Here is a 25,480-nt window from a genome sequence, read left to right on the forward strand (position 1 = left end):
CGGTGGTGCGGTTCTCGGCTCACTCCAGGAGCACGAGGTGGTCGGCGGCGCCCCCTCGCCATTCGATCAGGAAGAGGGTCGCGTCGTCGGTGGTGCGGCCGCCCCGTTGCTGCTTCAGGGCGTGGGAGAGTGAGCGCACCACCGCTCGTACCCCCTTCTCTGTGTGTTCGATGCGGTTGACCCAGTGGATGAGTTGTTCTTCGCCGAATTGTTCTTCGCCGGCTTCGTGCTCCTCGATCAGGCCGTCGGTGAAGCACAGCACTCGGTCGCCGGGTTGGAGCATCTGCCGGCTGATCTGGGGCTCTTCACCGCCGAAGCCGACTGGCAAGGTGGTCGGGCCTGTCAGTTGCCGGACGACTTGGTGGTTGCGGATCAGCAGCGGTGCGGGGTGGCCTGCGTTGACCCACTGCAGGTGGCCCGTTGCGATGTTCAGACGCATCATCTGCGCGGTGACGAAGTGGTCGGGCCCGAACTGCTCGGCGATGGCCCGGTCCATGAACGTGTAGATCTCGGACAGGCCGATGTCGGCACGTCTGGCGTGCCGGTAGGCCCCGACGGCGACGGTCGCCATCGTGGCGGCGTCCAGGCCATGGCCCATCGCATCGACCATGGCCACGTGCAGGATGTCCTCGTTGAGGGCGTAGTCGACGCTGTCGCCTGCGACGCTGTAGGCAGGCTCCAGGATTCCGGCCACCGCGACCTGCGGGACGGACATCGCCAGCGGCGGCAGCAGGGACCACTGGATCTCCGCGGCCACGCTCATCGGTTCGCGGCGCCGGGCAAGGAAGAACTGGTCGGTGTAGCTGTGCTTGGTGACCAGTATGTCGGCGACCAGGCCGGCGAGTCTGCGCAGCAGCCGCCGGTCGTTGTCATCGAGGGTGTCGAGGGTGAGGGCCATCACGCCCACCTGGTCGCTGCCGTCCAGCAACGGTAGGTACATCCGGACGCCGTCGGACTGCGGCACCTCGGCAGGGGTCGCGTGCAGGAAGGCCGTGCCGGCGGGAGAGTCATCGATCGGCTCAGGCTCGCCGACCATCAGTCGCCGACCCGGCAGCGGCACCAGCACCTGCTGGCCGTAGTCCTGCAGCAGGATCGAGACGTCGCGGCCACCGACCCTGGCCACCTCTTCCGCGATCAGCGGTGCGATCAGCTGCGGCGGCATCTCGTGTGCCCGGTCCAACAGCATCCCCAGCAGCCGCTCACCGAACCCTTCCGACCGGTCCAGCATGCCCTTGTCAGGCTGCCGCTCACCTTCTGCCATAGCCGCACCCCTGCGCCGGCGTCGTCGAAGCTTCGGCCGCCGTGTCCATGCTCACCTCGTACAGCGAGTCCAGTGCCCGCACCGACATGCGCGGTCCGTCTTACGGGCACGGCGGATGCGCTCGACCCGCTCACGTGATCTGTACACACGGGCTCCTGGCACGACCGCGATCAACCCGCACAGAGTGACGCGACCTGCCACGCCGAACAGCCCACTACGCCAGACGCGGCATGTCACACACGGTCGGAACAGATGGCTCTCCGGCCCGTTGTGCACCACATCTCTCCCGGAGCCGTCACAGGAGCAGAAGATCGGAGCCGGTGTCCGCGAGGAGCCGTGCGGTCTGCGGGGACGGGTGGTGCAGCCGCAGGCACGCGTGGGTCTCGGCGGCGTGCCGCGACGCGTCGAGGAAGACGCGCCGGCCGCTGCTGTCGCAGAGGCCGACGGTGGTCAGATCGACGTCAATGGTGGTGATGCCGTCACTCAGGCATCGCTCCAGAACAGCGCGCACCTGGGGCGCGGTAGCCGGGTCGATCTCGCCGGCCAGGGTGATCAGTGCTCGCCTGCCCCGGTCGTGCCGGTAGATGTTCAGCTGCGGAAGAGTCATGACGCCTCGGTTCATGGGCCCCCGGCCGCTCCCCGCACAGTCGATGGCCCGGTGACGGAAAGCGGCTGGTCACCTGTGGTGAGTGGTACGGCTGCGGCGGCGGCGCGGCGGGAAGCGGCCGCGGCCTCCGTCGCGGTGGTCACGTCGTTCGCCGGCGGTCGGTGACTCGGATCGGTCCGGTTCCACCGGGGGCTGCGGCGTGACGCGTCCGCGGCGGCCGGGCAGGGCGGCGGTGTACCGGTGCACGGCGATCCTGTCGGCGTGTTGGAGGTTGAGCCGGTGGATCACGTATGCCGCCACTGCGATGAGGACGATGAAGGCGGCGGCTGTAAGGAAGGTGTTCATGGCGGCCGCCTCACTTACCGACGATCAGGTGACTGGCCCGACCGGGCGCACCGGGCTGCTCCGGGACGACCGTGGACACCGCGGAGGCGCCGCCCTCGTACTCCCATGCCTCGTCCGGGTCCAGTGGCCCGTCGGTCGCGGCGACGCCGTGCCGGGCCTTGTCCGCGGCGATGAGCGCGCTCGCAGTGAGGGGCGGGCCGTCGTGGTCGGACGCGGCGGCCATCAGCCGGGCCGCCGACTCCGCCCCGGTCTCGGGCGGGATGATCAGCAGGTCCCAGCGTCCGGTGCGGTAGGAGAGCAGCAGCAGCTTGTGCGGGTCGATTTCCGGGGTGAACCAGCCGACCTTGACGATGTGGCCGCCCACGGGAACCTGGCGTGGGATGACCGGCCAGTACATCGGATTGACGGCGATGCGGGTGATGCGGCCCCCCAAGGGGTCCAACACGTCGGTCAGCGCGGGCAGTTCGCTCAGCAGATCCCGGGAGCGGGGCCACCAGGCACCGTCCAGGAGTCCGCGCGAGGTGCCGTCGGTCTTCAATGCGAGACGCGCGGCCGGGGCTGCGACGGGCTCGGGGTGCAGGGTGGGGTGCAAGGTCGCCGACATGATGCGGACCCGTCTCCGGGCAGCCTCAGCGGCGGTCCGGGTTTCATCTTTCGCCGAGAACGACCCGGCGTGGAAGCCGGTGTGCGAATTGCCCTCGGTACCGTCCACACTACTCCGTGCTCCGTCGCAGCGCGGACCTGCGGCGGCCTAGAGCTGGAGCAGTCGCTGGGTGATCTCGGTACTGCCTCAGCGCTTGCCGGAGTTCGTCGGACTGTGCGTCGGGGTCCCGGTCCTGGCGGCCGGCGCGAAGAGGACGCCGCCGTTCCGCGAGGGCGTTCACGAGCAGTGCGGTGGCTTCGTCGTAGGCGCTGGACGATCTTGTCCTGTTCGTTCGACGGGAGCAGCGGCTTCGCGCCCGGGGTGCGGTCCGCGGGCTGCTGGGCGCGCGTCTGGTCGTACATCATCGGGGGCCGCTTCCGTTCCGCCGGAAGGCTTCCGTGATCCTGCCCTTCATCGTCTGTGCCTGACGGTCTGTGAAACGGTCAGGGCCGGCCTCGCTGTTGTCCGGTACGTGGGTTCCTGCGGGATCTGGGCGAGGCGGGTGGGCGGATTGCTTCGCCGTGTGTTCCGGGGTGGCATGGCCCTGCGCCGTGCGGCCAGCCCATGTCCGGCGGCGGTCCGTGTCAACGCGACGGCCATGCGATCCGGGCGGCCTCGTTACGGCCGGGGCGGTGACGCGGATGGTCACATCGCCGCCGCCAGTCGGCCGGGCCGTCCGGTGCCCGCGTCGCACGACCAGGAGGTGCCGTCGGCCTGCTCCGCCGTCATGAGGGCGGTCGCGGTCAACTGCGGGCCGGTGCTCGCGCTCGCAGCGGCCATCAGCCTGGCGGCCGAGGGGGCACTGGTCTCCGGGGGAATCACCAGGAGGTCCCAGCGGCCCGCCGTGTGGGACAGCAGCAGAATCTTGTGCGGGTCCAGCTCCGTCGCGAACCAACCGACCTTCAGCGTATGGCCGTTGACGAAGATCCTGGGCGGGATGATCGACCAGTAGCGGGGGTTGACGGCGATCCGGGTGATCCGTCCCCACAGCGGGTCCAGTACGTCGGCCAGCGCGGGGAGTTCATCCGTCAGGTCCCGTGAGCGGGGCCACCAGGCTCCGTCCAGCTCAACCCGTTCCGGGGAGGGGCTCACAGGTTTGAGGGCGAGGCGTGCGGTCGGCGCCCTGAAGGGCACGGCGCGCAGCGCCGGATGGTCGGTGATCGCGGACATCATGCGAACCCGTCCCCGGACCTCTGCGCGTGGGCAGTTGTCCGGTGTCGTTGCTCACCAGGAACGACACCGGTTATCGGGGCCGGTGCGCGAAGTGCTCCCGATTACTTCACGCTACTCCCCGAAGAGGCCGAACGGACCGCTCCCGGAGATCGCCTCACTTCCGGCGGTCGTCCTTGCCCGAGGAGCGGCTGGACTCCAGCCAGGACCGCGCCGGTTCTGCCGCGCGCGTGGTGTCCACGGTGAGCCGGAGGAGCGTCCCTCCCTCGGTGTCCACGGGGTAGCTGCGCTGTTCTGTGGCGGCGAAGCAGCGGCGGAGAACCTCCGCGACCCGGCGGGCGTCCTCGGGTGAGGCGGCGACGATGCGTACGTCGGCGTGTCCGTCCGAGGGTGTTTCCTTGGGCTGCATGACGACCTCGTTGTTCCCCTTGGGCACGGATCTGCGGACTCGATCTTTCACTGTAGTCCGGCGTGACCCGCGGGCTCCGCATGTGACCAGCGAGCTTTCCGGCTGCTGTGGGCCGCAGAGTACCGTGAAACGAGGAAGTCACTCCGTATCTCTCGCGGACAGGCGAGTGTCATGTCCGACTCCGGCTCCCCGCGTGTGACCAGGCTCTTGCCGGACGCCGTCCACCAGGTGGTGAAGCCCGGGACGGCTGTCGTACGGCTGGAGACCACGCACGACCGCCGGGGCGTTCTCGACGGGGCGTGGTGGCCGCGATCACGTGAAATCGCAGCCGAGCTTCCCGCCCTGATCTCCGCACTGACCGAGTACCTCGGGCCGGTCACGCGCGTCGGCCTGGACGGCGGAGCCTGGGACGCGCTGCCAACGCGACTGCTCGTCGACGACCGCGTCGTCCATATCGACTCCTTCCCGGTCGGCGACGACACCGTTCTCGTCACCCGGGGTGATCAGGACCACTTCTCCCTCCTCGTGGTCCCACCGCACGCGACGCCCGAGGCGGCACGCGCCGCGATGGCCAAGGCCGTCCGCTCCGACAACGTCACGCACGCCGAACAGATCCTCATCGACACCGGGACCGGCCGGGCGGCGCCGGGGGTGTGACGGCGGTCAGCCGCGGTCGTCGCCGGTCCGGTCCGGTGCCGGTGGCGGGATGGCGGCGGTGTCGAAGGCGCCCGAGATGATCCGCGTGGCGAGCTCCGACAGGCGCAGGTGATGGGCGCGGGCGTACGACCGGAACGCGGCGAAGGCGTCGTCGACGGAGGTGTTCCAGCGCTCCGCCAGGACGCCCTTGACCTGCTCGATCAGGACGCGACTGGTCAGCGCGGACTCCATCTGGCTGTTCTCGACGTGCGACTGTTCCAGGGTGCGCTGCTGGAGGATCGCGATGGTGGCCACGTCGGCGAGTGCCTGGGCGAGCGCGATGTCGTCGTCGCCGAGGCGCTGCGCGGTGGTCTGGAAGAGGTTGAGCGCGCCGACGACCCGGCTGCGCAGGCGCAGCGGGATGGCGTGCGTGCTCACATACCCCGTTTCGCGAGCGCGGGCGGCGAAGTGGGGCCAGCCCACGGTCGGTTCCGGCCGTGTCAGGTCGATGTTGGTGCGGACGGTGCCGGTGCGGTAGCACTCGACGCACGGGCCTTGGTCGTGCTGGAGCGCGAAGAGTTCCAGCAGGCGGGTGTGCTCGTCGGAGGCGGCGATGATCTGCAGTTCGCCCTGAGCGTCCGCGAGCAGGATCCCGGCCGCCGAAACGTCGAGCAGTTCTACGCAGCGCGTGGACAGCCGCTGGAGCAGGTCGATGACGTCGAAGTCCTCGACGAGGGAGTCTGCGACCTCCACGAAGATCTCGGCCAGACGTCGTTCGCGGGCCATGCTGATCATCCCTTCCCATCGTCGGGCGAATACGGCCCGCTTACATCATTGTTGAAGTCGTCGTCGAAGCGCAGTCTGCGGGCGACGACGTCCGCCGCGATCTCGCCGAGGGGGCGCTCGCTGCTGTACGCGTGGGCGCGCAGGCGCAGCAGGGCCTCCTCCATGGACACGTCCAGCTGGACGCTGATCATTCCCGTGGCCTGGTGCACGACCGCGCGGCGCAGCACCGAGGGAGGTTCCAGGGCCGAGCCGAGCCCGGGAATGTCCGCGTCTCCGTCGCGTCGGTCGCCGTTCAGGAGAGCGCTGGTCAGCACGGCTGTCAGTGCGGTGGCGTCCGTGTACTGCTGCTGGCTCAGCCGCCGCTCGCCGTCGCACAGCAGGGTCAGTACGCCGATCCGGATGGCTCCGATGCCCAGCGGGAAGCAGCACACACCGTGCACGCCCAGCTCGCGCGCGGCCTGCAGTAGCGCGGGCCACCGCTCGGGGCGCACCCGGTCCAGGTCCGGCTCGACGACGGGTGAGCCGAACCGGACCGCGTCCGGCCCCGGCCCCTCGCCCAGCGTGAACTGGAGTTCCTCGAACCGCGCGCTCAGCTCGGGATGGCACCACAGCGGCTCGGCCGACCGCTTGGCACCGACCAGCAGCGACAGCGTGACCCCCTCGGCGCCCAACGCCCGCGCACACGCCTGCGCCGGGTCGTCGGCCTCGCCCCGGTGCAGCGACCGCAGGAACTCGGCCATGCCGTCGCTGATCACCGTTCTCCGCTCCCTGGCGGCCGGGGCACTTCGGGGTGAGACGCCGTCCGACTTGCGCCGTACATTACGTGGCCCGGTCTGCCGCCGCGCGGTCGGCGGGTATGCCGTTCCAGGCATCCTGGGGGCTCGCGTACCGCGGGAAACGCTCCTGCAGACCGCTGGCCCGGAACACGAGACTTGCGCCTGGCCGGTCGTGCACGACCCGCACCCATCCGAGCCGCTCATGACAGTCCTCCCACGCCGCGCACAGCGGGTCCAGGACGCTGCCGTCCATGAACGTCACGCCGAGCAGGTCGACTATGAGGAACAGCCGCCCGCTGCCGTACCGGGCGTCCTCCAGATCACGAGCGAAGGCCGGCGCGGTCGTCACGTCCAACTCGCCGCCGACCGTGACCACACGCAACTCGTCGAACAGTTCGGGATGCGGGCCCATGCGCCCCATCTCCTCCGTCACTGGGGTGGCTTTCGCCTTGCGCAGGGCCTCTGTTGCGCGGAACTGGACAGCACGGAGAGGGCCGGGGTCACGGGCGGGCCGTATGACGAGCGTACTGGCGCGAGGGGACCGGCCGGTCGCCCTTTCTCCAGGTATCCACGAGAGTGGTCGAAAGTGTCGTCTCTGGTCGGTTCCTGACGGGATCGAGGGCGAAGGTGCAAGAGGGTGGTGCGGGCCCAGGTCGGCGCCCGGGAGCCGGATTCCGAACTCGGCTCCCAGGTGGCTCCCAACACGGCAGGAGCCCGACCCGCGATGCGGATCAGGCCATGGCCGAGTAGCCGGGAGGGATCTCAGTAGCGGCGCGCGGGGCGTCCCGGATGGGGTGCTGCTTTCGACGCGAGCGGTGATCCAGCCGTGTTCGGTGAGCCGGTCGAGGATGGGAGAGACAGTGCCAGGGCCGAGATCTGTGTCAGGACAGATCTTCAACCCCCAGGCGCGCTCGGTTCCGCTGCGTCGCACACCCTTTGCTCTTTCGGTCCCCGACGCCGCAGCGGCGTTCCAGACCAGGCATTCTAAGGCCCTTCGGGAGGGGCATTCACCTGGACTTATGGCACGCGGAGGGCACGCCGCCCGCAAATTGGACTGGACAACAAACGACCCCCAGGCCGCTGACCTGGGGGCAAATTCTGGAGCGGGTGACGAGAATCGAACTCGCGCTCTCAGCTTGGGAAGCTGATGTTCTACCATTAAACTACACCCGCGTAAGACGCCGGTCGGGGCCGGTGTCGGAACGCGTGGTCACTTTACCTCATGTCGGGCCCCCGGTGCTGAAGCCGTGGGGCCCGAGGGTTTTTTGAGGGGGGCGATGGGGCTGCGTGGGGCGGGAGTTGGGGCGTACGGTGGAGGGGTGGAACAGGGTCCGGGTGGGTCGGAGTGCCCCCTGGATGGCCGTCCCTTTCATCCCGTAATGTGGCCTCTCGTCGTCCGGCGGGCAGCAGTCGGACGCGGCTCTTGGGGAAGGGACTCTAGGACTTGATGGAGCGCACCGTCGTCCGTTGTGCCGATGGGCACGTGTTCAGCACCGGATCGTTCCCGATGCAGCAGGCCGACCGCCTCGGACCCGGACGGCTCGTCCGATGTCCGCGGTGCGCCCGGCTCCGCAGCGTCGTGCCGGTGACTCTTGAGAAGCGGTAACTCGCGGTAAGCAGTACGGCAGCGCGCGCGGAGTCGTCCGATGGTGGTGGCTCCGCGTGCCTTGCGTATCCTCGGGACGTGCTTCTCTCAGACAAGGACATCCGGGCCGAGATCGACGCCGGACGGGTACGGATCGATCCCTACGACCAGACCATGGTGCAGCCGTCCAGCGTCGATGTGCGGCTGGACCGGTACTTCCGGGTGTTCGAGAACCACCGGTACCCCCACATCGACCCGTCCGTCGAGCAGGCCGATCTGACGCGGCTGGTGGAGCCGGAGGGTGACGAGCCGTTCATCCTCCACCCCGGCGAGTTCGTCCTCGCCTCGACGTACGAGGTCATCACCCTCCCCGATGATCTTGCCTCCCGGCTGGAGGGCAAGAGTTCCCTCGGGCGGCTCGGCCTGGTCACCCACTCCACCGCCGGCTTCATCGACCCCGGCTTCTCCGGACACGTGACGCTGGAGCTGTCCAACCTCGCCACGCTCCCCATCAAGCTCTGGCCCGGCATGAAGATCGGCCAGCTGTGCCTGTTCCGGCTCAGTTCGCCCGCCGAGTTCCCGTACGGCAGCGAGCGGTACGGGTCGAGGTACCAGGGGCAGCGCGGGCCCACCGCCTCGCGGTCCTACCTCAACTTCCACCGCACACAGGTGTGATGGCGGCATGAGCGGCATACGCGAGAACCTGACCTACGAGACCTTCGGCACCGCCGTACGCGAACTCGCGCAGGCCATCGCCGACGACGGGTACCAGCCCGACCTCGTCCTCAGCATCGCCCGCGGCGGCGTCTTCGTGGCCGGCGGCCTCGCCTACGCCCTCGACTGCAAGAACCTCCACCTGGTGAACGTCGAGTTCTATACGGGAGTGGGCACCACCCTCGACATGCCCGTCATGCTCGCCCCCGTTCCCAACGCGATCGACTTCACCGACAAGAAGGTCCTGATCGCCGACGACGTCGCCGACACCGGCAAGACCCTCCGGCTCGTCCGCGACTTCTGCGTCGACCATGTCGCCGAGGTGCGGTCCGCCGTGATCTATGAGAAGTCCCACTCCCTCGTGAAGTGCGAGTACGTGTGGAAGCGCACCGACGAGTGGATCAACTTCCCGTGGAGTGTGCTGCCGCCCGTGCACCGGTCGGGGGAAGCGGTCAAGGCGAACACGGAAGCGCTCTGACCTGCGTGGACTGGACGTACGTACGGTAAAAGTGTGGTGAAGCGTTGGCCAACGCCTTACGCTCCCTCTGATCGATCCGATCCATTCCGATCCGATCGATCCGATCCATCTGATCAAGCAAGAATCCCGTGGGGGGACATTCATGCGCGCACTCACGCGCCTTGCCCTGCTCGGCACCAGCGTCGCGCTGGTCGCCGGTGCTACCGGTGCCACCGCTGCGCAGGCGGCGGACGGCGGCTCGGGCAACATCACGATCGACAAGGTCGTCGTCAACGGCGGCAAGCCGGTCGTGGTCGGCACCACCAACGTCGTGTCCGCCAAGGTCTCGGTGACCGCGTCGGACGACTCGGGCATCAAGGAGACGACGTACATCCACGGCGCCGGTCCGCGTCCGAACTACGCGCAGATCTGGTACGACGACGGTGACATCACGTGCGTCGAGGTGAGCGCCACCACGTCGACCTGCTCGGGCATCCTGACGTTCGACCCGCAGGCGGCGACCGGCTTCGTCAACAACGCGGCGGCGGCCACCTGGGACCTCAGCACGCTGGTCTCCGCGAACGACTACAACTACATCCACCGGGACGCGGCCACCACGTTCAAGGTGCAGCGCAACTCGAAGCTGACGGTCAACGCCTCGCCGGAGCCGGTGAAGAAGGGCAAGACGATCACGGTCACCGGCAAGCTCTCCCGGGCCAACTGGGAGGACAACCTGTACCACGGCTACACGAACCAGCCGGTGAAGCTGCAGTTCCGGAAGAAGGGCAGCACCACCTACACCACGGTGAAGACGATCAAGTCCAACTCGACGGGCAACCTCAAGACGACCGTCACCGCCTCCACCGACGGCTATTTCCGTTACAGCTTCGCGGGTACCGCGACGACTCCGGCGGTCAGCGCGGCCGGTGACTTCGTGGACGTCCAGTAACCGAGGAAGTCGCCGGGTGCGATGAGTTCCGGCCGGGGCGCGAGTCTGTTCTGGTGACCGTCGTACGAGACACCTCGGAGGACACCATGACGAGCACTCCGGACGAACCGGCCACCGCGCTGCCCGGCCGCCCGCCCGTCGTCGACCTGGCCACCTGGCAGGCCGCCCGTGACGAGCTGCTGGTCCGGGAGAAGGCCCACACGCGCGAGGGGGACGCGATCGCGGCGGCCCGTCGCCGGCTGCCGATGGTGGAGTTCGACGGGAGGGTCGAGGTCGTCGGGCCCGACGGGCCGGTTCCGTTCCTGGACCTGTTCGAGGGCCGCGACGAGCTCGTGGTCTACAAGCACATGTGGTACGACGGCGCACCGCACCAGGGGCAGTGCGAGGGCTGCACCACCACGGCCTGGCACATGAAGGACGCCGTCTACCTCAACGCCCGCGGCGTCTCGTTCGCCATCGTGACCACGGGCCGCTGGGACGAGGTGGCCTCCTACGTCGAGTTCATGGGCTACACCCAGCCCTGGTACTCGGTGCGGGGCCTGGACGAGCCGGTCGGCGGAGACATGGGGTACATCACCTGCTTCCTGCGCGACGGTGACCGCGTGTTCCTCACCTACTCCACGACGGGCCGCGGCAACGAGCCGGTCAACGGCTCCCTCGGCCTGCTCGACATGACGCCCTACGGCCGCCGCGAAGGGTGGGAGGACAACCCCGAGGGCTGGCCCAAGGCCCCTGAGGCCGGCGCACCGGTCGGTGGGCATGGCGCCCCGATCTGCTGGTACTGGCGCACGGACGCGGACGGGAAGGCCACCTGGGGTCCGACCGGCCGCCCCGTCCCGCAGTGGACCCGCCCCGGCGCGACCCCGGTGGAGACCCTCGGCCGGCAGGGCCAGCATCACTGACGCGCATGTGTCGACCACGAGAAAGGCTCCCGGCGTGCACCGCCGGGAGCCCTTCTCCGTACCGCTTGGACAGCTAAAACGTACCCAGCTTCACGATCGACAGGATCGCGATCAGCTGGATCGCGGACGCGCCGAGGGCCTTGGGCCACGGGAGGTCGTGGGAGCGCCTGACCATGACGGTGAGGAGGGCGCCGGCCGCTACCCAGGTGGCCCAGCCGAGGAGCTGGACGAAGGGGGCGTCTCCGCCGAGGAACATGGCGACGACGAGGCGGGGGGCGTCGGTGATGGACATGATCAGCATGGAGAGGCCGACCGTGGGCTGCCAGGCGCCGTCGCCGCCGAGCTGGCGGGCCAGGGTGTGGGTGACCACGCCCAGGACGAAGGCGGACAGGACCATCGCCACCGCGGTGGTCAGGACGATCGGGACCGCGTTCGAGAGGGTCGCGTTGATCGCTTCCTCGCGGGCGCCGTCGAAGCCGAAGACCGCCAGCAGGCCGTAGAGGAAGGTCACGATGAGGGCGGGGCCCCACATCGTGTAGTCGCGCATCTGGAGGAAGGTCTGGTTGGGGGCGACGACTATGCCCCTCAGCAGCGCCTTCCAGTGCAGCCGCGGGCCGATGGGGGCGGCCGGCGCGGTCGAGCCCGCGTGGTACGTCCCGCCCTGGTTGTACGGCTCCTCGCCGACCGAGAACGCCTGGGTGTGACCGGGGTTGTTGGCCGCGTACGGGTCCGGCCCGGGGTGGGGTGCGTACCCGCCGCCGTCGCCGAAGTACTCCGGCTCGTCGTAGCCCCCCGCGCCGCCCCGGCCGCCGCCGTGACCGCCATGGCCCTGGCCGCCGTAGCCACCGCCCTGGCCGCCGTTGCCCTGCGGCCACTGCTGTTGCGGGGCGTACGGCTGCTGCGGCGCCGTGGGATTGCCGTACGGCGGACCCTGCGGGGCCTGTCCGTACGGAGGTTGTTGCGGTCGCGCGTGAGGAGCGCCGTTGCTTCGGCCGCGTCCGATCCTGAATCCAGCCACGTCTTCGAACGTACCTGGTTCCTGAGAGTCCCGTGCCGGGCCCGGGGTTTCGGGCCCGGCTTTGCGGCCGAGCTGTGACATCCCCTAAGGGGAAGATGGTGCTGTTCTCGGTGGTCGGTCAGGGTGTCGCCCTAGGGACGGGCTCGGACGTGCTCCTGGACCAGCCGTGTCAGCCGGTGAGAGCGGCGCCGAACGCCCCGTACGTGCGCGAGAGCCCGAACGTGCCCGGGCCGAAGGACTTCGCGCCGGTGGTGGTGATGCCGCTCGCGGAGCCCCGCAGCGCGGTCACCGCGCCGACGCCCTCGTCCTCGAAGCCCGCCGTGATCGTCAGGTCGGCGCGGCCGTCCTTGGTGACGTCGGTCAGCAGGACGTCCGAGCTGAAGTAGTCCGTGGACTCCGCGGTGCCGGGGACGCCGGGGGTGTTCTGGGAGAACGTGCGGGCGCCGGTGCGGGAGACGCCGGAGGCCGAGCCGTTCATCAGGACGACGAGGCCCGTGTCCTCGGCCGCGCCGATGTCCTTGAAGGTGACGCCGATGGCGAGTTCGCCGAAGCCGTCGCCGTTGACGTCGCCGATGGAGAGGGAGCCGCCGAAGGCGTCGCCTGCCTTGTCAGTGCCGGGAACGCCCGTGGAGGACTGGGTGAGTTGGGCCATGGGGGCGTCGCCGTTGATCGGGCCGCCCTGGCTGCCGCGGATGACGACGACCTGGCCGCCGAGGGTGCCGGTGTGGTCGTTCTCCTGCTCGAAGACGTTGCCGATGGCGATCTCGTCGTAGCCGTCCCCGTCGATGTCGCCGAGGGCCAGCGAGGTCCCGCCGTTCAGCGGGCGCGGCTGGGTGACGACGACGCCGGTGGAGGCGCCGAGGTAGGCGGCGCCCTTGGACCAGCTGCCCGACTCGTGCGAGTCGAGCGCGGTGCGGTAGGTGAGCACCAGGTCCGCCTTCTTGTCGCCGTTGGTGTCGCCCGCGTCGATCGCGTCGATGCCGAACACCGCCCTCTCAGGCGTGGTGACCTTCTGCGTGCCGCCGGTGGTGCCGGACTTGGTGAAGCCGCCCTTGACGATGTACGCGTACGAGGCGCTGGTGCCGGAGGCCAGGTCGGCCTTCTTGTCGCCGTTGAAGTCACCGGCGGCCAGTACGGTGCCCCAGCCGTCGGCCCTGGTGGGCGTCGGGTCCTTCACGGACGTACCGTTCTTCAGGCCGCTCGCCGAGCCCCACAGCACGGTGATCGAACCGGCGCCGTTGTTCTCGCCGGGGGCGCCCACCGCGAGGTCCGTGTAACCGTCACTGTTGAGGTCGGCCACGGCGAGCGCCTGGCCGAAGGTGTCCTCGGCCTCGGCGGTGCCGGGGACGCCGGTGGTGTTCTGGTTGACGATGCTGCGCTTGGCGGTGTTGAGGCCGGAGGCGCTGCCGTAGACGACGGCGACATAGCCGGCCATGCCCTTGCCGGCGACCTTCGCGTAGGGGGCGGCGAAGGCGACGTCGCCGTAGCCGTCGCGGTTGAAGTCCGCCTTGTAGGCGCGGGGCGAGGTGGCGGCGCTCGCCGTGGAGGCCGAGAAGGTGAGCAGCCCGCCAGTCAGCGCGGCGGCGGTGACCGTCGCGAGGGCGAGTCTGCGGTGGTGTCTGATCATGGGGGTCTCCTGAGAACTGATGGGAAGCGGCGGTGAGGGGTCGTCCCGGAGCTCACCGCGTCGGACGTCGTGCGCCCCGCGGCTCGGCGTGGAGCGGCTAACCCGCCAGGTCCTCGCCGAACGCCCCGCCCTGGGACGTCGACAGGCCGAGCTTCGTCGGGGAGAAGGAGAAGGAGCCCGTGGCTGCGGCCTGGGGGAGGAACCAGGCCGCTCCCGCGGGGCTGTTCTCGCCGACGCCGATGGCGGTGAGGTCGGCGCGGCCGTCGCGGTTCACGTCGGAGGCCAGCAGCGTGGAGCCGAAGCCGTCGCCCCACTCGTTCGTGCCGGGGATTCCGGCGCTGTCCTGCGTCAGCCGGACCGCCCCCGTCGTGGTCAGGCCGGACGGCGAGCCCTTGAGCAGCGTGATCGAGCCCGCTTCGGAGTCGCCACGTGCGCCGACTGCGAGGTCGCCGTAGCCGTTCTTGTCGAAGTCGCCGATCGCCAGCGCCTGGCCGAACCTGTCGCCGTACGCGGAGGAGTCCGGGACGCCCGCGGTGTTCTGGGTGTACGTGACACGGCGCGTCGCGCTCGGGCCCGAGCCCGTGCCGTAGATCACGTGGATCTTGCCGCCCTTGGAGGCGGACGGCTCGGTGTCGGGCTCGGCCGGGTTGCCGAGGACGATGTCGCCGTAGCCGTCCTTGTTCAGGTCGCCGATCGCCGCCGCCCAGCCCGGGCGCAGGCTTGCCGCCTTGCTGAGGCCGCTCGCGGTGCCCCGGTAGTACACGGCGGTCGCGAGGGGCTGGTCCCCGGTGGGCTTGAGGCCGGTGACCACGAGGTCGGCCTTCGTGTCGCCGCTGACCCGGCCCGCGATCAGCTGGGGCCGGTCGACGCCCGGAGCGTACGACGAGACCGCGCCCGTCGATCCGGACTTGGTGAACGGGCCGCGGACCAGCCGGATCCGGAACGGGGAGGTACCCGAGTCGCTCTGCGCGGAGATCGCGAGGTCCGGCTTTCCGTCGCCGGTGAAGTCGGCGGCGGCGATGCTCAGGCCGAAGTAACTGCCGGGCAACGGCTGCGGGTTCTTCACCGTCGTGGCGCCCTTGAGGCCGGATGCCGAGCCCCAGACCACGACGACCGTGCCCGCGTGCTCGTCGCGGTCGCCCGTCTTCTCGTACTGCGCGCCGACGATCAGGTCGCTGTAGCCGTCGCGGTTGAGGTCGGCGGCGGCGAGCGCGTCGCCGAACATGTCGTCGGTCTCCGCGCCGCCCGGAATACCGGCCGTGTTCTGGCTGATCACCGTCCGCTTGGCCGGGTCCAACCCGCTCGCCGTGCCGTACACGACGGCGACCTGGCCGGCCCACGACTTGCCGCTGACCGTGGCGGCCGGGGCGGCGATCGCGACGTCACGGTAGCCGTCGCCGTTGAAGTCGCCCTGGAGGCCGGAGGGGGCGGCGGAGGCGGGGGTGGTGAGAGCCAGGGGGACGATGCCGGTGACGGCGAGCGCAGCCAGGGCTGTTGTGGTGCGCAGGGGGTGCTTCACGTCGGTTGTGTCTCCGTGTCCGGTGAGTCGGTGAGTCGGTGAGTCGGTGATTCGGTGATTCGGTGATTCGGCGAGTGCGCGGCGTCAGTCCGCCAGCCTCGCCCCGAAGTAAGGGCGGGAGCCCAGGCCGAGTTGGGCGGCCGTGAGCAGCGTCGAGCCCGCGCCCGTCGGACCCGACGCGGTGCCGCGCAGGAGGTGCAGGCGGCCCATCTCGGGGGCGGTGGCGACCAGTTCGGCGCGGTTGTCGCGGTTGTAGTCGCGCAGCAGGACCGAGGTGCCGAGCCAGGCGTCCTCGGTGGGTTCGCCCTCGACTCCGGTGGTGGCGTGGCTGTACTGGCGGGCGTTCTTGCCGGTGAGGCCCGAGGTGCCGCCGCGCAGAACCGTGACGGCGCCCTCGCGGAAGTAGCTTCCGCCGAGCATCTCCATCGAGCTGCCCACGGCGAGGTCCGGGTAGCCGTCGCCGTTCGTGTCCCAGGCCGACACGTCGCCGCCGAAGCCGTCGCCGGACTCCGACACGTCGGGGACGCCGGCCGTGTTCTGGCTGAGGGTCTTGACCGTGGAGCTCGGCCCGGTGGATGTGCCGCGCAGGACGTGCACCACGCCGCCCCTGCCGCCGCGGGGGATGCCGACCGCGAGGTCGCCGTAGCCGTTCTTGTCGAAGTCGGCGATCTGGGCGCTGATGCCGTAGACGTCGGACGACGAGGGCAGGCCGGTCTTCTTGGTGGGTTTGGCGGGGCCGCCCGCGCCGCCCCGGTAGAACCAGACACGGTTGGTCCAGGTGTCCGCGTCGTAGCCGATGACCGCGAAGTCGGCGGTGCCGTCCTTGGTGACCTTGCCGGAGACCACGAGTTCGGGGTTGATGTCCTCGCCGTCGACCGGGTCGAGGTTCGTGGCGGCGCCGCGCCCGCCGGACTTGGTGAATGGGCCGCGCAGATACCAGATGTGTTCGTCGTCGACCGCGACGACGTCCTGCCGGCCGTCGCCGTTGAAGTCCCCGACGGCGAGATCCTTGGCGAAGCCGCAGGTCTTGCAGGCGGGGTTGTGATGCGAACTGCCGCGCGTCAGGCCGGACCTGGAGCCCCACAGGACGGTGAACGTGCCGTGGTAGGAGCCGTCCGCCTCGGCGGGCGCGGTGGCGATGACGTCGCCGTATCCGTCCTTGTCGAGGTCGACTGTGGTGATGTCGGCGCCGAAGGAGTCACCCGTCTCCGCCGTACCCGCGACGTTCGGCGTGTTCTGCGTGACGACGGTGCGCTTGGCGGTGTCGAGCCCCGTCGCCGAGCCCCATACGACCACCACCGCGCCGGCCTCCTTCTTGCCGCCCACGGTCGCGGTGGGGTCACCGAGGGCCAGGTCGCGGTAGCCGTCGCCGTTGAAGTCGTCCGCGTACTTCGCGGCCGCCGCGGCGGCAGGTGGGGCCAGCAGCAGCGGCGGTACGGCGGAGGCGAGGAGCGCGACGGTCAGCAGGCCGGCGGTGCGCTTGCGCAAGAGGTCTCTCCATCGGTCGGGAGCGGGCAGAGGCTCGCGATGGTGTGACACTCGGCGAGGCGTGTGGGTTGCGCGGGAATCGCGTGAACTTTCGGGGTTGCTGTGACGTCAGGGGCCCACAAAGGGCGACTCAGGGGCTCAGAAAGGCCGACGTGGAGAACGTGACGGTCGGGCGGGGCGCGACCAGCCCGTCTCGCCGTCCCGGATAGACCGCGACCGTGTCCTTCGTCTCGCCCTGATACGTCCGTACGGCCAGGTCCGCGCGCCCGTCGCCGTCGAAGTCCGCGGCGGCCAGGACGCGGGTGGTGCCGCGGGCGACGGGCTCGACGGTCACGGTCGGTGCCGTGGACAGTCCGGCCGTACGACCCCGGAACAGCCGTAGCCGCGAGCCGCTGGACACGAGGTCGTCCCTGCCGTCGCCGTCGAAGTCGGCGGCCGTCAGCGTGGAGCCGGGGGTGGGGAGGGTGGCGCGGGTGGGGGTGGGGAGGTCGTAGCGGAGGGCGGTCGCGCCCATCGCGCCGACCGCGGCATCGAGCCGGTCGCCCTTGCCGAAGTCGCCGAGGGCCACGTCGATGCCGTCCGGGAGGGCGGGTCCGGTGCCGGTGGGGCCGGTCGGGCCGCCGAGGACGAGGGCCGAGGTGGCGGTGGATTCCGCCGTACGGACGATCAGGTCGTCGTAGCCGTCGCGGTCGACGTCGGCGGCGGGGCCGGTGGGGAGGTTGCCGGGCGCGGGGATGGGGGTGGTGGCGGCGCTCGGGGCACCCTTGCGGGTGAACGGGCCCGGCAGAAAGCTGAGTTGGCGGTCGGAGGCGTGGACGACCAGGTCCTTCGCCCCGTCGCCGTCGAAGTCGCCGCACACCGGCTGGTCCGGCCAGTCGTTGCCGGCGCGGGCCCGGTCGGGGACGGTGAGGATGACGGCCTTGCCGGTGAGGCCCTCGGGGGAGCCGAAGAGGAGCTGGAGCGGGACCGGGGGGCGGCCCTGGCCGTCGTAGGGCGGGTCGGTGGAGATCACCAGATCGGTGAAGCCGTCCCCGTCGAGATCGCAGGCCGCCTCCGCGTCGAAGAGGGCGGGGAGCTGGCCCTTGACGCGGGCCGCGTTGCGCGCCGGGCTCAGCAACTGCCGGGCGCCCGGGACGAGTCCGCGTGCCGAGCCGTAGACGACGCCGATACCCGCGTCGTCCGCGTGGCTCTGTTTCTTCACCAGGTCGTCGAGGACGAGATCGCCGTGGCCGTCGCCGTTGAAGTCGTCGGGGACGTCGCTGCCCTTGCCGCGGGGGACGGGCAGTTGGGCGGGGACATCATCCTTCGCGACCTTCACGGGGGTGGGCTCCGCGGTGCCGGTGTGCTGGGTCGGCCCGCAGGCGGCGAGAGGGAGAATCCAGGCGACGGTCACTGCCGCCACACACATCGTGCGTCTTCGCACGCGCACCGCTCACCTCGCCGGCCTCTTTGACAACGACTCAGTAATGATGCGCGTGTTCGGGCCGGGAGTTAAGAGGCGTGACGTGTTCAGGACTGATACGGCTGCTGCTGCGGCTGCCCGTACTGCTGACCGCCGCTCACCGCCTGCGCCTGCAGCTGTTCCGCCTGCTCGTTGGTGATCTTCTGCTCCGCACCGCAGAACGTGCACTGCGTCGCGTACTTCGTCGAGAACGGGAACAGCGGCACGAAGAACAGCGTGAACTTCGTGACGCGCTTGCGCAGCGTGTGCGCGGCGGGGTTGCCGCAGTGGCCGCACAGGAGGGTGAGTATCGCGAGTTGGTAGACGTAGCCCTTGGTGCCAAAGATGATCATCCCGCGGCCCTTTCGGATCGGTTGCTTCCCCCAGTGTGAAGGATGAGCCTCAGGAGTCGGCCGTGTGCTCGCCCACTCTGCCGAGCGCCTCGCAGGCGCTCAGGCGCACCTGGGCGTCAGGGTCGAGGGTCAGGGCGCGCAACGCTTCCCTGGCCTCCGCGGTGAGCGCGGAGTGCTCAGCGATCAGGCACCTGGGCACCTCTCGGCGCACTCGCGCCGGGCCAGGGCCAGCAGCCGCTCCCGGGCGTTCTCGGGGAGGCGCAGTCGTGGCTCGGTGCCGAGGACGGCCGAGAAGACGGCCTGTGAGCCGCCTGCGACGGCCCGCTCCAGCGGGGTCGTCCCGTCCGGGAGCGCCCGGTCGGGGTCGGCTCCGGCCTCGACCAGCGCCTCGGCGACGGGGCGTCGTACGCGGCCACCGCGGCGCACAGGACGGGCAGCCCGTCCGGGCCCACGGTGTCGGGGTCCGCGCCCGCTGCCAGCAACTCCCGTACGGCGTCGGCGTCCTTGGCCCGCACCGCGTCCACGAGCCGTCCGCTCGCGATCTTCTCCCCACCCATGGGGAGCAAGCTACGCAAGGGCCCTGCCCCCGCTCACCTGGTTTCCGGGCCCAACGGCGACGCCCCCACCCGATCCCGGGCAGGGGGCGCCAGTTGCGTCGTACGACCGCTGTTATTTCACCGGCTCCCGCTCCGGCGTACTCTCCGCCTCGGCCGAGTCCTCCGGGTCCACCGGGGTCTTCACGGAGTCCAGCAGGAGCTGGGCTACGTCGACGACCTGGATGGACTCCTTCGCCTTGCCGTCGTTCTTCTTGCCGTTCATGGAGTCCGTGAGCATGACGAGGCAGAACGGGCACGCCGTCGACACGATGTCCGGGTTCACCGAGAGCGCCTCGTCGACGCGCTCGTTGTTGATGCGCTTGCCGATACGCTCCTCCATCCACATCCGCGCACCGCCGGCGCCGCAGCAGAAGCCGCGCTCCTTGTGGCGGTGCATTTCCTCGTTGCGGATGCCGGGGACGCTGGCGATGATCTCGCGCGGGGGCGTGTAGATCTTGTTGTGGCGGCCCAGGTAGCAGGGGTCGTGGTAGGTGATGATGCCCTCGACCGGGGTCACCGGGATCAGCTTGCCCGCGTCCACCAGGTGCTGGAGCAGCTGGGTGTGGTGGATGACCTCGTAGTCGCCGCCGATCTGCGGGTACTCGTTGCCAATCGTGTTGAGGCAGTGCGGGCAGGTGGCGACGATCTTCTTGGCCGACTTGGGCTTGCGGGACTCCTCCGTCACCTTGCCGTCGTCGTCCATCTCCTCGCCGAACGCCATGTTCAGCGCCATGACGTTCTCCATGCCGAGCTCCTGGAAGAGCGGCTCGTTGCCCAGGCGGCGGGCGGAGTCACCGGTGCACTTCTCGTCGCCGCCCATGATCGCGAACTTGACGCCCGCGATGTGCAGCAGCTCGGCGAAGGCCTTGGTGGTCTTCTTGGCGCGGTCCTCGAGGGCGCCCGCGCAGCCGACCCAGTACAGGTACTCGACCTCGGACAGGTCCTCGATGTCCTTGCCGACGACCGGGACCTCGAAGTCGACCTCCTTGAGCCACTCCAGGCGCTGCTTCTTCGCCAGGCCCCAGGGGTTGCCCTTCTTCTCCAGGTTCTTGAGCATCGTGCCCGCCTCGGACGGGAACGCGGACTCGATCATCACCTGGTAGCGGCGCATGTCGACGATGTGGTCGATGTGCTCGATGTCAACGGGGCACTGCTCGACACAGGCGCCGCAGGTGGTGCAGGACCACAGCACGTCCGGGTCGATGACGCCGTTCTCCTCGACCGTGCCGATGAGCGGACGCTCGGCCTCCGCCAGCGCCGCCGCCGGGACGTCCTTCAGCTGCTCCTCGGACGCCTTCTCCTCGCCCTCCATCGTCTTACCGCCGCCGGCCAGCAGGTACGGCGCCTTGGCGTGCGCGTGGTCCCGCAGCGACATGATCAGCAGCTTGGGGGAGAGCGGCTTGCCCGTGTTCCAGGCCGGGCACTGCGACTGGCAGCGGCCGCACTCGGTGCAGGTGGAGAAGTCCAGCAGGCCCTTCCAGGAGAACTGCTCGACCTGGGAGACACCGAAGACGTCGTCCTCGCCGGGGTCGGTGAAGTCGATCGGCTTGCCGCCCGACGTCATCGGCAGCAGCTCGCCCAGCGCGGTGTCGCCCTTGGCGTCGCGCTTGAAGTAGATGTTCGGGAAGGCCAGGAAGCGGTGCCAGGCCACGCCCATGTCGGTCTTCAAGGCGACCACGATCATCCAGGTGAAGGAGGTCGAGACCTTCAGGCCGGCGAAGAAGTACGTGAGGTTCTGCAGCGTGGAGAGGTCCATGCCCTCCAGCCACGACACCACCGGGTACGAGATGAAGAACGACGCCTCGTAGCCCTCGACGTGGTGCTGGGCGCCCTCCAGGGCGTGCAGCATGAAGATGCAGATGCCGACGATCAGGATGACCGTCTCGACGAAGTACGCCTGGCCGGTGTTGGAGCCCGCGAAGCGGGACTTGCGGCCCGGCTTGTTCGGCTTGCTGAGCTGCCGGATGACGATCAGCGCCAGGATGCCGACGATCGTCATGGTGCCGATGAACTCGACGAAGACGTTGTACGGCGCCCAGTTCCCGATGATCGGCAGCACCCAGTCGGCCTGGAAGAGCTGCCCGACGGCGTTCACGATCGTCAGCAGCAGCGTGTAGAAGCCGATGGCCACGAACCAGTGCGCGACGCCGACGACGCCCCAGCGGTTCATCCGGGTATGGCCGAGGAACTCCTTGACCACGGTGACGACGCGCTGCACGGGCTCGTCGGTGCGGGTGCCCGCGGGCACGCTCTGGCCGAGCCGCATGAAGTTGAGGATCTGCAGGACAGCGCGGGCAAACAGGGCCACGCCGACCACGATCAGAACCAGCGACACGATGATCGCGGCGAGTTGCATTTCGGGGCTCCTCGGGCCTGCGAGAGGGGCTTCGTCGAGAGGTCTCAAGAGATTACTAAGCGGTAACTTAATCAGTTTCCGAGACTACCCCTATCTTCCGCCGCACTGTAGCCGGGCGTGCGGTGATCTGTGTCGCTGAGGGTTGCCTCAGGAGTCGACCGTGTTATTCATGATAATTAGGGCAATTCATGACTAATTTAAGAGGGTGATCTACGGGATCCTCGCCGCCTCCGCCGCCTTTCTCCTCGCCGCCGTCCTCGCCGCCCTGTTCCGGCTGCCCGCCCAGCGGATCGGGCTGCTCGACCGGCGGTGGCAGCGGCCCGTGCCCGTGGTCGGCGGGGTGGCCGTCGTGGCCGCGACCTGTGCCGTGGCCGGCGCGGGGAACTGGACGCGGTACGCGCCCCTGGGGGACGGGGTCGGCGGGCTGGTCGTGGCCGCCGCCGTCGTCGCCGGGCTCGGGCTGATCGCCGACTTCCGGCGGGTGAAGCTGCGGTTCCTGGTCGGCGGTACGGCGATCGCGGCGGCCTGCGTGGTGCCGTACCGCGAGACGGGGCTCCTCGTCGGCGTGCTCGCCGTCGGCTGGATCGTCTTCGTGGCCGTCGGGTTCCGGGCGCTCGATCACGCGGACGCGCTGGCGGGGACCGTCGGGGTGGTGACCGCCTTCGGGGCCGGGGCCATCGCCGCCGCCGAAGTCATGGACGGTCTCGCGGTGTTGCTGAGCGTGCTGGCCGCCGCGCTGACCGGGTTCCTCATGCACAACTGGCCGCCCGCGCGCGTGGCGCTCGGTTCGTGCGGGTCGCTGTTCACCGGGTTCCTGCTCGCCTCGACGGCCGTGTTCACGCGGGCCGGCGGCGATCCGTTGTCCGACGCGGGCGTGCTGTTCGCCCTCGCCGCCGTCGCCGCCGCCGATGTCGTGCTCGTGATGCTGTCCCGCCGCTTCGCCGGGCGCCCCCTGCTGCGGCGCGGGCCCGACCATCTCGCGCACCGGCTGCGCCGGCTCGGGCTCACCCCGCAGGGGGCGGTGGTCATCCTGGCCCTGTGCGCGTTCGCGGCGGTCGCCGTCGGGGTGCTGGTGCATGTGGGGTGGGTGGGGGAATCCGCGGTGGTGTGGGTGGCCGGCGGTGCCGTGGTGGTCGTGGTGGGGCTGCTCGGGGTGCCGGTGTACGGGCCGCGCCGGTCTGCGTCTCCGCAGGTCACGGGCCAGTTGCGTGTAAGGAACGGATAAGAGTTGAGCCTCACAGACTCAGGTCTGTTGACCGCGGGGAAGGCGTCGTGCACACTTGAGCCTGTTCCACTCAAGTCAGCTGGAGGAATCAACCATGGCACGTGCGGTCGGCATCGACCTGGGCACGACTAACTCCGTCGTCAGCGTTCTGGAGGGCGGTGAGCCCACCGTCATCACCAACGCCGAGGGCGCCAGGACCACGCCGTCCGTCGTCGCCTTCGCCAAGAACGGCGAGGTGCTCGTCGGCGAGGTCGCCAAGCGCCAGGCGGTCACCAACGTAGACCGGACCATCCGCTCGGTGAAGCGGCACATGGGCACGGACTGGAAGATCGAGCTCGACAACAAGCCCTTCAACCCGCAGCAGATCTCCGCGTTCATCCTGCAGAAGCTGAAGCGCGACGCCGAGTCCTACCTGGGCGAGAAGGTGACGGACGCCGTCATCACCGTCCCCGCGTACTTCAACGACTCCGAGCGTCAGGCGACCAAGGAAGCCGGTGAGATCGCCGGTCTCAACGTCCTTCGTATCGTCAACGAGCCGACGGCCGCCGCTCTCGCGTACGGCCTCGACAAGGACGACCAGACGATCCTCGTCTTCGACCTCGGCGGCGGCACCTTCGACGTGTCCCTGCTGGAGATCGGCGACGGCGTCGTCGAGGTGAAGGCCACCAACGGTGACAACCACCTCGGTGGTGACGACTGGGACCAGCGCATCGTCGACTACCTGGTCAAGCAGTTCTCGGCCGGTCACGGCGTGGACCTGGGCAAGGACAAGATGGCCCTCCAGCGCCTCCGCGAGGCCGCCGAGAAGGCCAAGATCGAGCTGTCCTCCTCCACCGAGACCTCGATCAACCTGCCGTACATCACCGCCTCCGCCGAGGGCCCGCTGCACCTGGACGAGAAGCTCACCCGGGCTCAGTTCCAGCAGCTGACGGCCGACCTGCTGGAGCGCTGCAAGACCCCGTTCTTCAACGTGATGAAGGACGCCGGCGTCTCCATCAACGAGATCGACCACGTCGTCCTCGTCGGTGGCTCCACCCGTATGCCCGCCGTCGCCGAGCTGGTGCGCGAGCTGACCGGCGGCAAGGACGCCAACAAGGGCGTCAACCCGGACGAGGTCGTCGCCATCGGCGCCGCCCTGCAGGCCGGTGTCCTCAAGGGTGAGGTCAAGGACGTCCTGCTCCTCGACGTGACCCCGCTGTCCCTCGGTATCGAGACCAAGGGCGGCATCATGACCAAGCTGATCGAGCGCAACACCACGATCCCGACGAAGCGCTCCGAGATCTTCACCACGGCCGAGGACAACCAGCCGTCGGTGCAGATCCAGGTCTACCAGGGCGAGCGCGAGATCGCGGCGTACAACAAGAAGCTCGGGATGTTCGAGCTCACGGGCCTGCCCCCGGCCCCGCGCGGTGTCCCGCAGATCGAGGTCGCCTTCGACATCGACGCCAACGGCATCATGCACGTCACGGCCAAGGACCTCGGCACCGGCAAGGAGCAGAAGATGACCGTCACCGGCGGCTCCTCGCTGCCGAAGGACGAGGTCGACCGCATGCGCCAGGAGGCCGAGAAGTACGCGGAGGAGGACCACGCCCGCCGCGAGGCCGCCGAGTCCCGCAACCAGGGCGAGCAGCTCGTCTACCAGACGGAGAAGTTCCTCAAGGACAACGAGGACAAGGTCCCCGGCGAGATCAAGACCGAGGTCGAGGCCTCCGTCGAGGAGCTGAAGGAAGCCCTCAAGGGCGAGGACACCGCCGTCATCCGCACGGCCACCGAGAAGGTCGCGGCCGTCTCGCAGAAGCTCGGCCAGGCCATGTACGCCGACGCCCAGGCCGGGCAGGCCGCGGGCGGTCCCGAGGGTGCCACCGCCGGCGGCGCCAAGGCGGACGACGACGTCGTGGACGCCGAGATCGTGGACGACGAGCGCAAGGACGGTGCGGCGTGACCGAGGAGACCCCGGGCTTCGAAGAGAAGCCCGACGTCCCCTCCGGCGCGACCCCCGACGACGCCGAGCCGCAGGCCGCTCCCGAAGAGGGAGCGGCCCCGGCCGGGGACGTGAACGCAGAAGCGGGCCTGCTGGCCCAGCTGGACCAGGCGCGTACGGCGCTCGGTGAGCGCACGGCGGACCTCCAGCGGCTCCAGGCAGAGTTCGCGAACTACCGCCGCCGGGTCGAGCGCGACCGGATCGCGGTCAAGGAGATCGCCATCGCGAACCTCCTGACCGAGCTCCTGCCCGTGCTCGACGACATCGGCCGCGCCCGCGACCACGGCGAGTTCGTCGGCGGATTCAAGTCCGTCGGGGAGTCGCTGGAGACCGTCGCGGCGAAGATGGGACTGCAGCAGTTCGGCAAGGAGGGCGAGCCCTTCGACCCGACGATCCACGAGGCGCTGATGCACTCCTACGCGCCGGACGTCACCGAGACGACCTGCGTCGCGATCCTCCAGCCGGGGTATCGCATCGGCGAGCGCACCATCCGCCCCGCGCGGGTGGCGGTCGCCGAACCGCAGCCGGGCGCCCAGACAGTCAAGGCCGAAGAGGCCGAGGCCGGCGACGACAAGGAGAACGGTGGCCCGGACGAGGGCTGACGTTGAACTGACGACGAGAGAGGAGGGACGTCGA

26 protein-coding genes, 1 tRNA gene and 1 pseudogene are annotated in these 25,480 nt (G+C 69.7%); 8 read left to right on the top strand and 20 right to left on the bottom strand.

Features of this window, described 5'->3' with window-relative positions; translation table 11 throughout:
- Positions 1-19: 19 nt before the first annotated feature.
- The 7 genes and pseudogenes from AB0I98_RS15745 to AB0I98_RS15775 all read right to left on the bottom strand — a co-directional run bounded on the left by AB0I98_RS15745 (position 20) and on the right by AB0I98_RS15775 (position 4,435).
- On the bottom strand, positions 20-1,261 hold the full coding sequence (locus AB0I98_RS15745) for a PP2C family protein-serine/threonine phosphatase (RefSeq protein ID WP_362941091.1): 1,242 nt from the start codon (positions 1,259-1,261) through the stop codon (positions 20-22).
- Positions 1,262-1,556: 295 nt separating this feature from the next.
- Positions 1,557-1,868 carry an STAS domain-containing protein gene (locus AB0I98_RS15750; protein ID WP_210579774.1) on the bottom strand — a complete coding sequence of 104 codons (312 nt, stop codon included), beginning with the start codon at positions 1,866-1,868 and terminating at the stop codon, positions 1,557-1,559.
- A 69-nt stretch (positions 1,869-1,937) separates the two neighbouring features.
- Positions 1,938-2,213 carry a hypothetical protein gene (locus tag AB0I98_RS15755; RefSeq protein ID WP_362941094.1) on the bottom strand — a complete coding sequence of 92 codons (276 nt, stop codon included), beginning with the start codon at positions 2,211-2,213 and terminating at the stop codon, positions 1,938-1,940.
- Positions 2,214-2,223: 10 nt separating this feature from the next.
- Entirely contained in the window at positions 2,224-2,925 is a 702-nt protein-coding gene (locus AB0I98_RS15760) for a DUF5994 family protein (RefSeq protein WP_362941097.1), read from the bottom strand.
- A gap of 39 nt (positions 2,926-2,964) precedes the next feature.
- Positions 2,965-3,221, bottom strand: a pseudogene (locus AB0I98_RS15765) (hypothetical protein).
- Positions 3,222-3,501: 280 nt separating this feature from the next.
- Positions 3,502-4,029, bottom strand: a complete 528-nt coding sequence (locus AB0I98_RS15770; protein WP_362941100.1) for a DUF5994 family protein — start codon at positions 4,027-4,029, stop codon at positions 3,502-3,504.
- 154 nt (positions 4,030-4,183) lie between these two features.
- Complete coding sequence (locus tag AB0I98_RS15775; protein ID WP_362941103.1) at positions 4,184-4,435, bottom strand: hypothetical protein; 252 nt, start codon at positions 4,433-4,435, stop codon at positions 4,184-4,186.
- A 171-nt stretch (positions 4,436-4,606) separates the two neighbouring features.
- On the opposite strand from AB0I98_RS15775, the gene AB0I98_RS15780 reads away from it, so the two are divergent.
- Positions 4,607-5,092 (top strand): DUF5994 family protein, encoded by a 486-nt coding sequence (locus AB0I98_RS15780; RefSeq protein WP_362941106.1) that lies wholly within the window; start codon positions 4,607-4,609, stop codon positions 5,090-5,092.
- A gap of 6 nt (positions 5,093-5,098) precedes the next feature.
- Here the strand turns inward: AB0I98_RS15780 and AB0I98_RS15785 are convergent, their stop codons facing one another.
- The 4 genes from AB0I98_RS15785 to AB0I98_RS15800 form a co-directional block, all read right to left on the bottom strand.
- Entirely contained in the window at positions 5,099-5,866 is a 768-nt protein-coding gene (locus tag AB0I98_RS15785) for a GAF and ANTAR domain-containing protein (protein WP_362941109.1), read from the bottom strand.
- A complete protein-coding gene (locus tag AB0I98_RS15790; RefSeq protein ID WP_362941112.1) occupies positions 5,863-6,612 on the bottom strand; it encodes an ANTAR domain-containing protein in 750 nt (249 codons plus the stop codon). The genes AB0I98_RS15785 and AB0I98_RS15790 overlap by 4 nt, the downstream gene beginning before the upstream one ends.
- A gap of 64 nt (positions 6,613-6,676) precedes the next feature.
- Complete coding sequence (locus AB0I98_RS15795) at positions 6,677-7,045, bottom strand: STAS domain-containing protein (RefSeq protein WP_362941115.1); 369 nt, start codon at positions 7,043-7,045, stop codon at positions 6,677-6,679.
- A gap of 687 nt (positions 7,046-7,732) precedes the next feature.
- Positions 7,733-7,806, bottom strand: a tRNA-Gly gene (locus tag AB0I98_RS15800).
- A 511-nt stretch (positions 7,807-8,317) separates the two neighbouring features.
- On the opposite strand from AB0I98_RS15800, the gene dcd reads away from it, so the two are divergent.
- From dcd to AB0I98_RS15820, 4 genes are all read left to right on the top strand, one after another.
- Complete coding sequence (gene dcd, locus AB0I98_RS15805) at positions 8,318-8,893, top strand: dCTP deaminase (RefSeq protein WP_328360182.1); 576 nt, start codon at positions 8,318-8,320, stop codon at positions 8,891-8,893.
- Positions 8,894-8,900: 7 nt separating this feature from the next.
- The gene (locus AB0I98_RS15810; protein WP_362941118.1) at positions 8,901-9,410 is read left to right on the top strand and encodes a phosphoribosyltransferase; all 510 of its coding nucleotides are present in this window, start codon (positions 8,901-8,903) and stop codon (positions 9,408-9,410) included.
- A gap of 142 nt (positions 9,411-9,552) precedes the next feature.
- Positions 9,553-10,338, top strand: a complete 786-nt coding sequence (locus AB0I98_RS15815) for a calcium-binding protein (RefSeq protein ID WP_362941121.1) — start codon at positions 9,553-9,555, stop codon at positions 10,336-10,338.
- An 86-nt stretch (positions 10,339-10,424) separates the two neighbouring features.
- The gene (locus tag AB0I98_RS15820; RefSeq protein WP_362941306.1) at positions 10,425-11,240 is read left to right on the top strand and encodes a DUF899 domain-containing protein; all 816 of its coding nucleotides are present in this window, start codon (positions 10,425-10,427) and stop codon (positions 11,238-11,240) included.
- Positions 11,241-11,313: 73 nt separating this feature from the next.
- On the opposite strand, the gene AB0I98_RS15825 is transcribed toward AB0I98_RS15820, so the two are convergent.
- The 9 genes from AB0I98_RS15825 to AB0I98_RS15865 form a co-directional block, all read right to left on the bottom strand.
- Complete coding sequence (locus tag AB0I98_RS15825; RefSeq protein ID WP_362941124.1) at positions 11,314-12,339, bottom strand: Yip1 family protein; 1,026 nt, start codon at positions 12,337-12,339, stop codon at positions 11,314-11,316.
- Between the two features lie 88 nt (positions 12,340-12,427).
- Positions 12,428-13,885 (bottom strand): FG-GAP-like repeat-containing protein, encoded by a 1,458-nt coding sequence (locus AB0I98_RS15830; protein ID WP_362941127.1) that lies wholly within the window; start codon positions 13,883-13,885, stop codon positions 12,428-12,430.
- A 97-nt stretch (positions 13,886-13,982) separates the two neighbouring features.
- Positions 13,983-15,404 carry an FG-GAP-like repeat-containing protein gene (locus tag AB0I98_RS15835; RefSeq protein WP_362941130.1) on the bottom strand — a complete coding sequence of 474 codons (1,422 nt, stop codon included), beginning with the start codon at positions 15,402-15,404 and terminating at the stop codon, positions 13,983-13,985.
- Between the two features lie 84 nt (positions 15,405-15,488).
- Positions 15,489-16,892 (bottom strand): VCBS repeat-containing protein, encoded by a 1,404-nt coding sequence (locus AB0I98_RS15840; protein WP_362941133.1) that lies wholly within the window; start codon positions 16,890-16,892, stop codon positions 15,489-15,491.
- Between the two features lie 130 nt (positions 16,893-17,022).
- Entirely contained in the window at positions 17,023-18,321 is a 1,299-nt protein-coding gene (locus AB0I98_RS15845; RefSeq protein ID WP_362941137.1) for a VCBS repeat-containing protein, read from the bottom strand.
- 80 nt (positions 18,322-18,401) lie between these two features.
- The gene (locus AB0I98_RS15850) at positions 18,402-18,686 is read right to left on the bottom strand and encodes a zinc-ribbon domain-containing protein (protein ID WP_362941140.1); all 285 of its coding nucleotides are present in this window, start codon (positions 18,684-18,686) and stop codon (positions 18,402-18,404) included.
- Between the two features lie 49 nt (positions 18,687-18,735).
- The gene (locus tag AB0I98_RS15855) at positions 18,736-18,885 is read right to left on the bottom strand and encodes a hypothetical protein (RefSeq protein WP_362941143.1); all 150 of its coding nucleotides are present in this window, start codon (positions 18,883-18,885) and stop codon (positions 18,736-18,738) included.
- Positions 18,870-19,112: a hypothetical protein gene (locus AB0I98_RS15860; RefSeq protein WP_362941145.1), complete on the bottom strand. Its 243-nt coding sequence runs from the start codon at positions 19,110-19,112 to the stop codon at positions 18,870-18,872. Before AB0I98_RS15860 ends, AB0I98_RS15855 begins: the two co-directional genes overlap by 16 nt.
- A gap of 243 nt (positions 19,113-19,355) precedes the next feature.
- Complete coding sequence (locus AB0I98_RS15865) at positions 19,356-21,638, bottom strand: (Fe-S)-binding protein (RefSeq protein ID WP_362941148.1); 2,283 nt, start codon at positions 21,636-21,638, stop codon at positions 19,356-19,358.
- Positions 21,639-21,843: 205 nt separating this feature from the next.
- Between AB0I98_RS15865 and AB0I98_RS15870 the strand changes: the two genes are divergently transcribed.
- The 3 genes from AB0I98_RS15870 to grpE all read left to right on the top strand — a co-directional run bounded on the left by AB0I98_RS15870 (position 21,844) and on the right by grpE (position 25,446).
- Positions 21,844-22,863 (top strand): undecaprenyl/decaprenyl-phosphate alpha-N-acetylglucosaminyl 1-phosphate transferase, encoded by a 1,020-nt coding sequence (locus AB0I98_RS15870; protein ID WP_362941151.1) that lies wholly within the window; start codon positions 21,844-21,846, stop codon positions 22,861-22,863.
- A gap of 94 nt (positions 22,864-22,957) precedes the next feature.
- Positions 22,958-24,805 carry a molecular chaperone DnaK gene (dnaK, locus tag AB0I98_RS15875; protein WP_362941155.1) on the top strand — a complete coding sequence of 616 codons (1,848 nt, stop codon included), beginning with the start codon at positions 22,958-22,960 and terminating at the stop codon, positions 24,803-24,805.
- Entirely contained in the window at positions 24,802-25,446 is a 645-nt protein-coding gene (gene grpE / locus AB0I98_RS15880) for a nucleotide exchange factor GrpE (RefSeq protein WP_210579844.1), read from the top strand. Before dnaK ends, grpE begins: the two co-directional genes overlap by 4 nt.
- Positions 25,447-25,480 lie beyond the last annotated feature (34 nt).

The sequence above is a fragment of the Streptomyces sp. NPDC050211 genome (assembly GCF_040656035.1).
GTDB lineage: Bacteria > Actinomycetota > Actinomycetes > Streptomycetales > Streptomycetaceae > Streptomyces.

Excerpts from the sequence above, each read along its gene's own strand:
- AB0I98_RS15770 (WP_362941100.1), bottom strand. The coding sequence starts at position 4,029 with ATGATGTCCGCGATCACCGACCATCCGGCGCTGCGCGCCGTGCCCTTC.
- AB0I98_RS15795 (WP_362941115.1), bottom strand. The coding sequence starts at position 7,045 with ATGGGCCCGCATCCCGAACTGTTCGACGAGTTGCGTGTGGTCACGGTC.
- AB0I98_RS15750 (WP_210579774.1), bottom strand. The coding sequence starts at position 1,868 with ATGACTCTTCCGCAGCTGAACATCTACCGGCACGACCGGGGCAGGCGA.
- AB0I98_RS15780 (WP_362941106.1), top strand. The coding sequence starts at position 4,607 with ATGTCCGACTCCGGCTCCCCGCGTGTGACCAGGCTCTTGCCGGACGCC.
- AB0I98_RS15810 (WP_362941118.1), top strand. The coding sequence starts at position 8,901 with ATGAGCGGCATACGCGAGAACCTGACCTACGAGACCTTCGGCACCGCC.
- AB0I98_RS15755 (WP_362941094.1), bottom strand. The coding sequence starts at position 2,213 with ATGAACACCTTCCTTACAGCCGCCGCCTTCATCGTCCTCATCGCAGTG.
- AB0I98_RS15865 (WP_362941148.1), bottom strand. The coding sequence starts at position 21,638 with ATGCAACTCGCCGCGATCATCGTGTCGCTGGTTCTGATCGTGGTCGGC.
- AB0I98_RS15775 (WP_362941103.1), bottom strand. The coding sequence starts at position 4,435 with ATGCAGCCCAAGGAAACACCCTCGGACGGACACGCCGACGTACGCATC.
- dnaK (WP_362941155.1), top strand. The coding sequence starts at position 22,958 with ATGGCACGTGCGGTCGGCATCGACCTGGGCACGACTAACTCCGTCGTC.
- AB0I98_RS15745 (WP_362941091.1), bottom strand. The coding sequence starts at position 1,261 with ATGGCAGAAGGTGAGCGGCAGCCTGACAAGGGCATGCTGGACCGGTCG.
- AB0I98_RS15825 (WP_362941124.1), bottom strand. The coding sequence starts at position 12,339 with ATGTCACAGCTCGGCCGCAAAGCCGGGCCCGAAACCCCGGGCCCGGCA.
- AB0I98_RS15850 (WP_362941140.1), bottom strand. The coding sequence starts at position 18,686 with ATGATCATCTTTGGCACCAAGGGCTACGTCTACCAACTCGCGATACTC.
- AB0I98_RS15815 (WP_362941121.1), top strand. The coding sequence starts at position 9,553 with ATGCGCGCACTCACGCGCCTTGCCCTGCTCGGCACCAGCGTCGCGCTG.
- AB0I98_RS15785 (WP_362941109.1), bottom strand. The coding sequence starts at position 5,866 with ATGATCAGCATGGCCCGCGAACGACGTCTGGCCGAGATCTTCGTGGAG.
- AB0I98_RS15820 (WP_362941306.1), top strand. The coding sequence starts at position 10,425 with ATGACGAGCACTCCGGACGAACCGGCCACCGCGCTGCCCGGCCGCCCG.
- AB0I98_RS15830 (WP_362941127.1), bottom strand. The coding sequence starts at position 13,885 with ATGATCAGACACCACCGCAGACTCGCCCTCGCGACGGTCACCGCCGCC.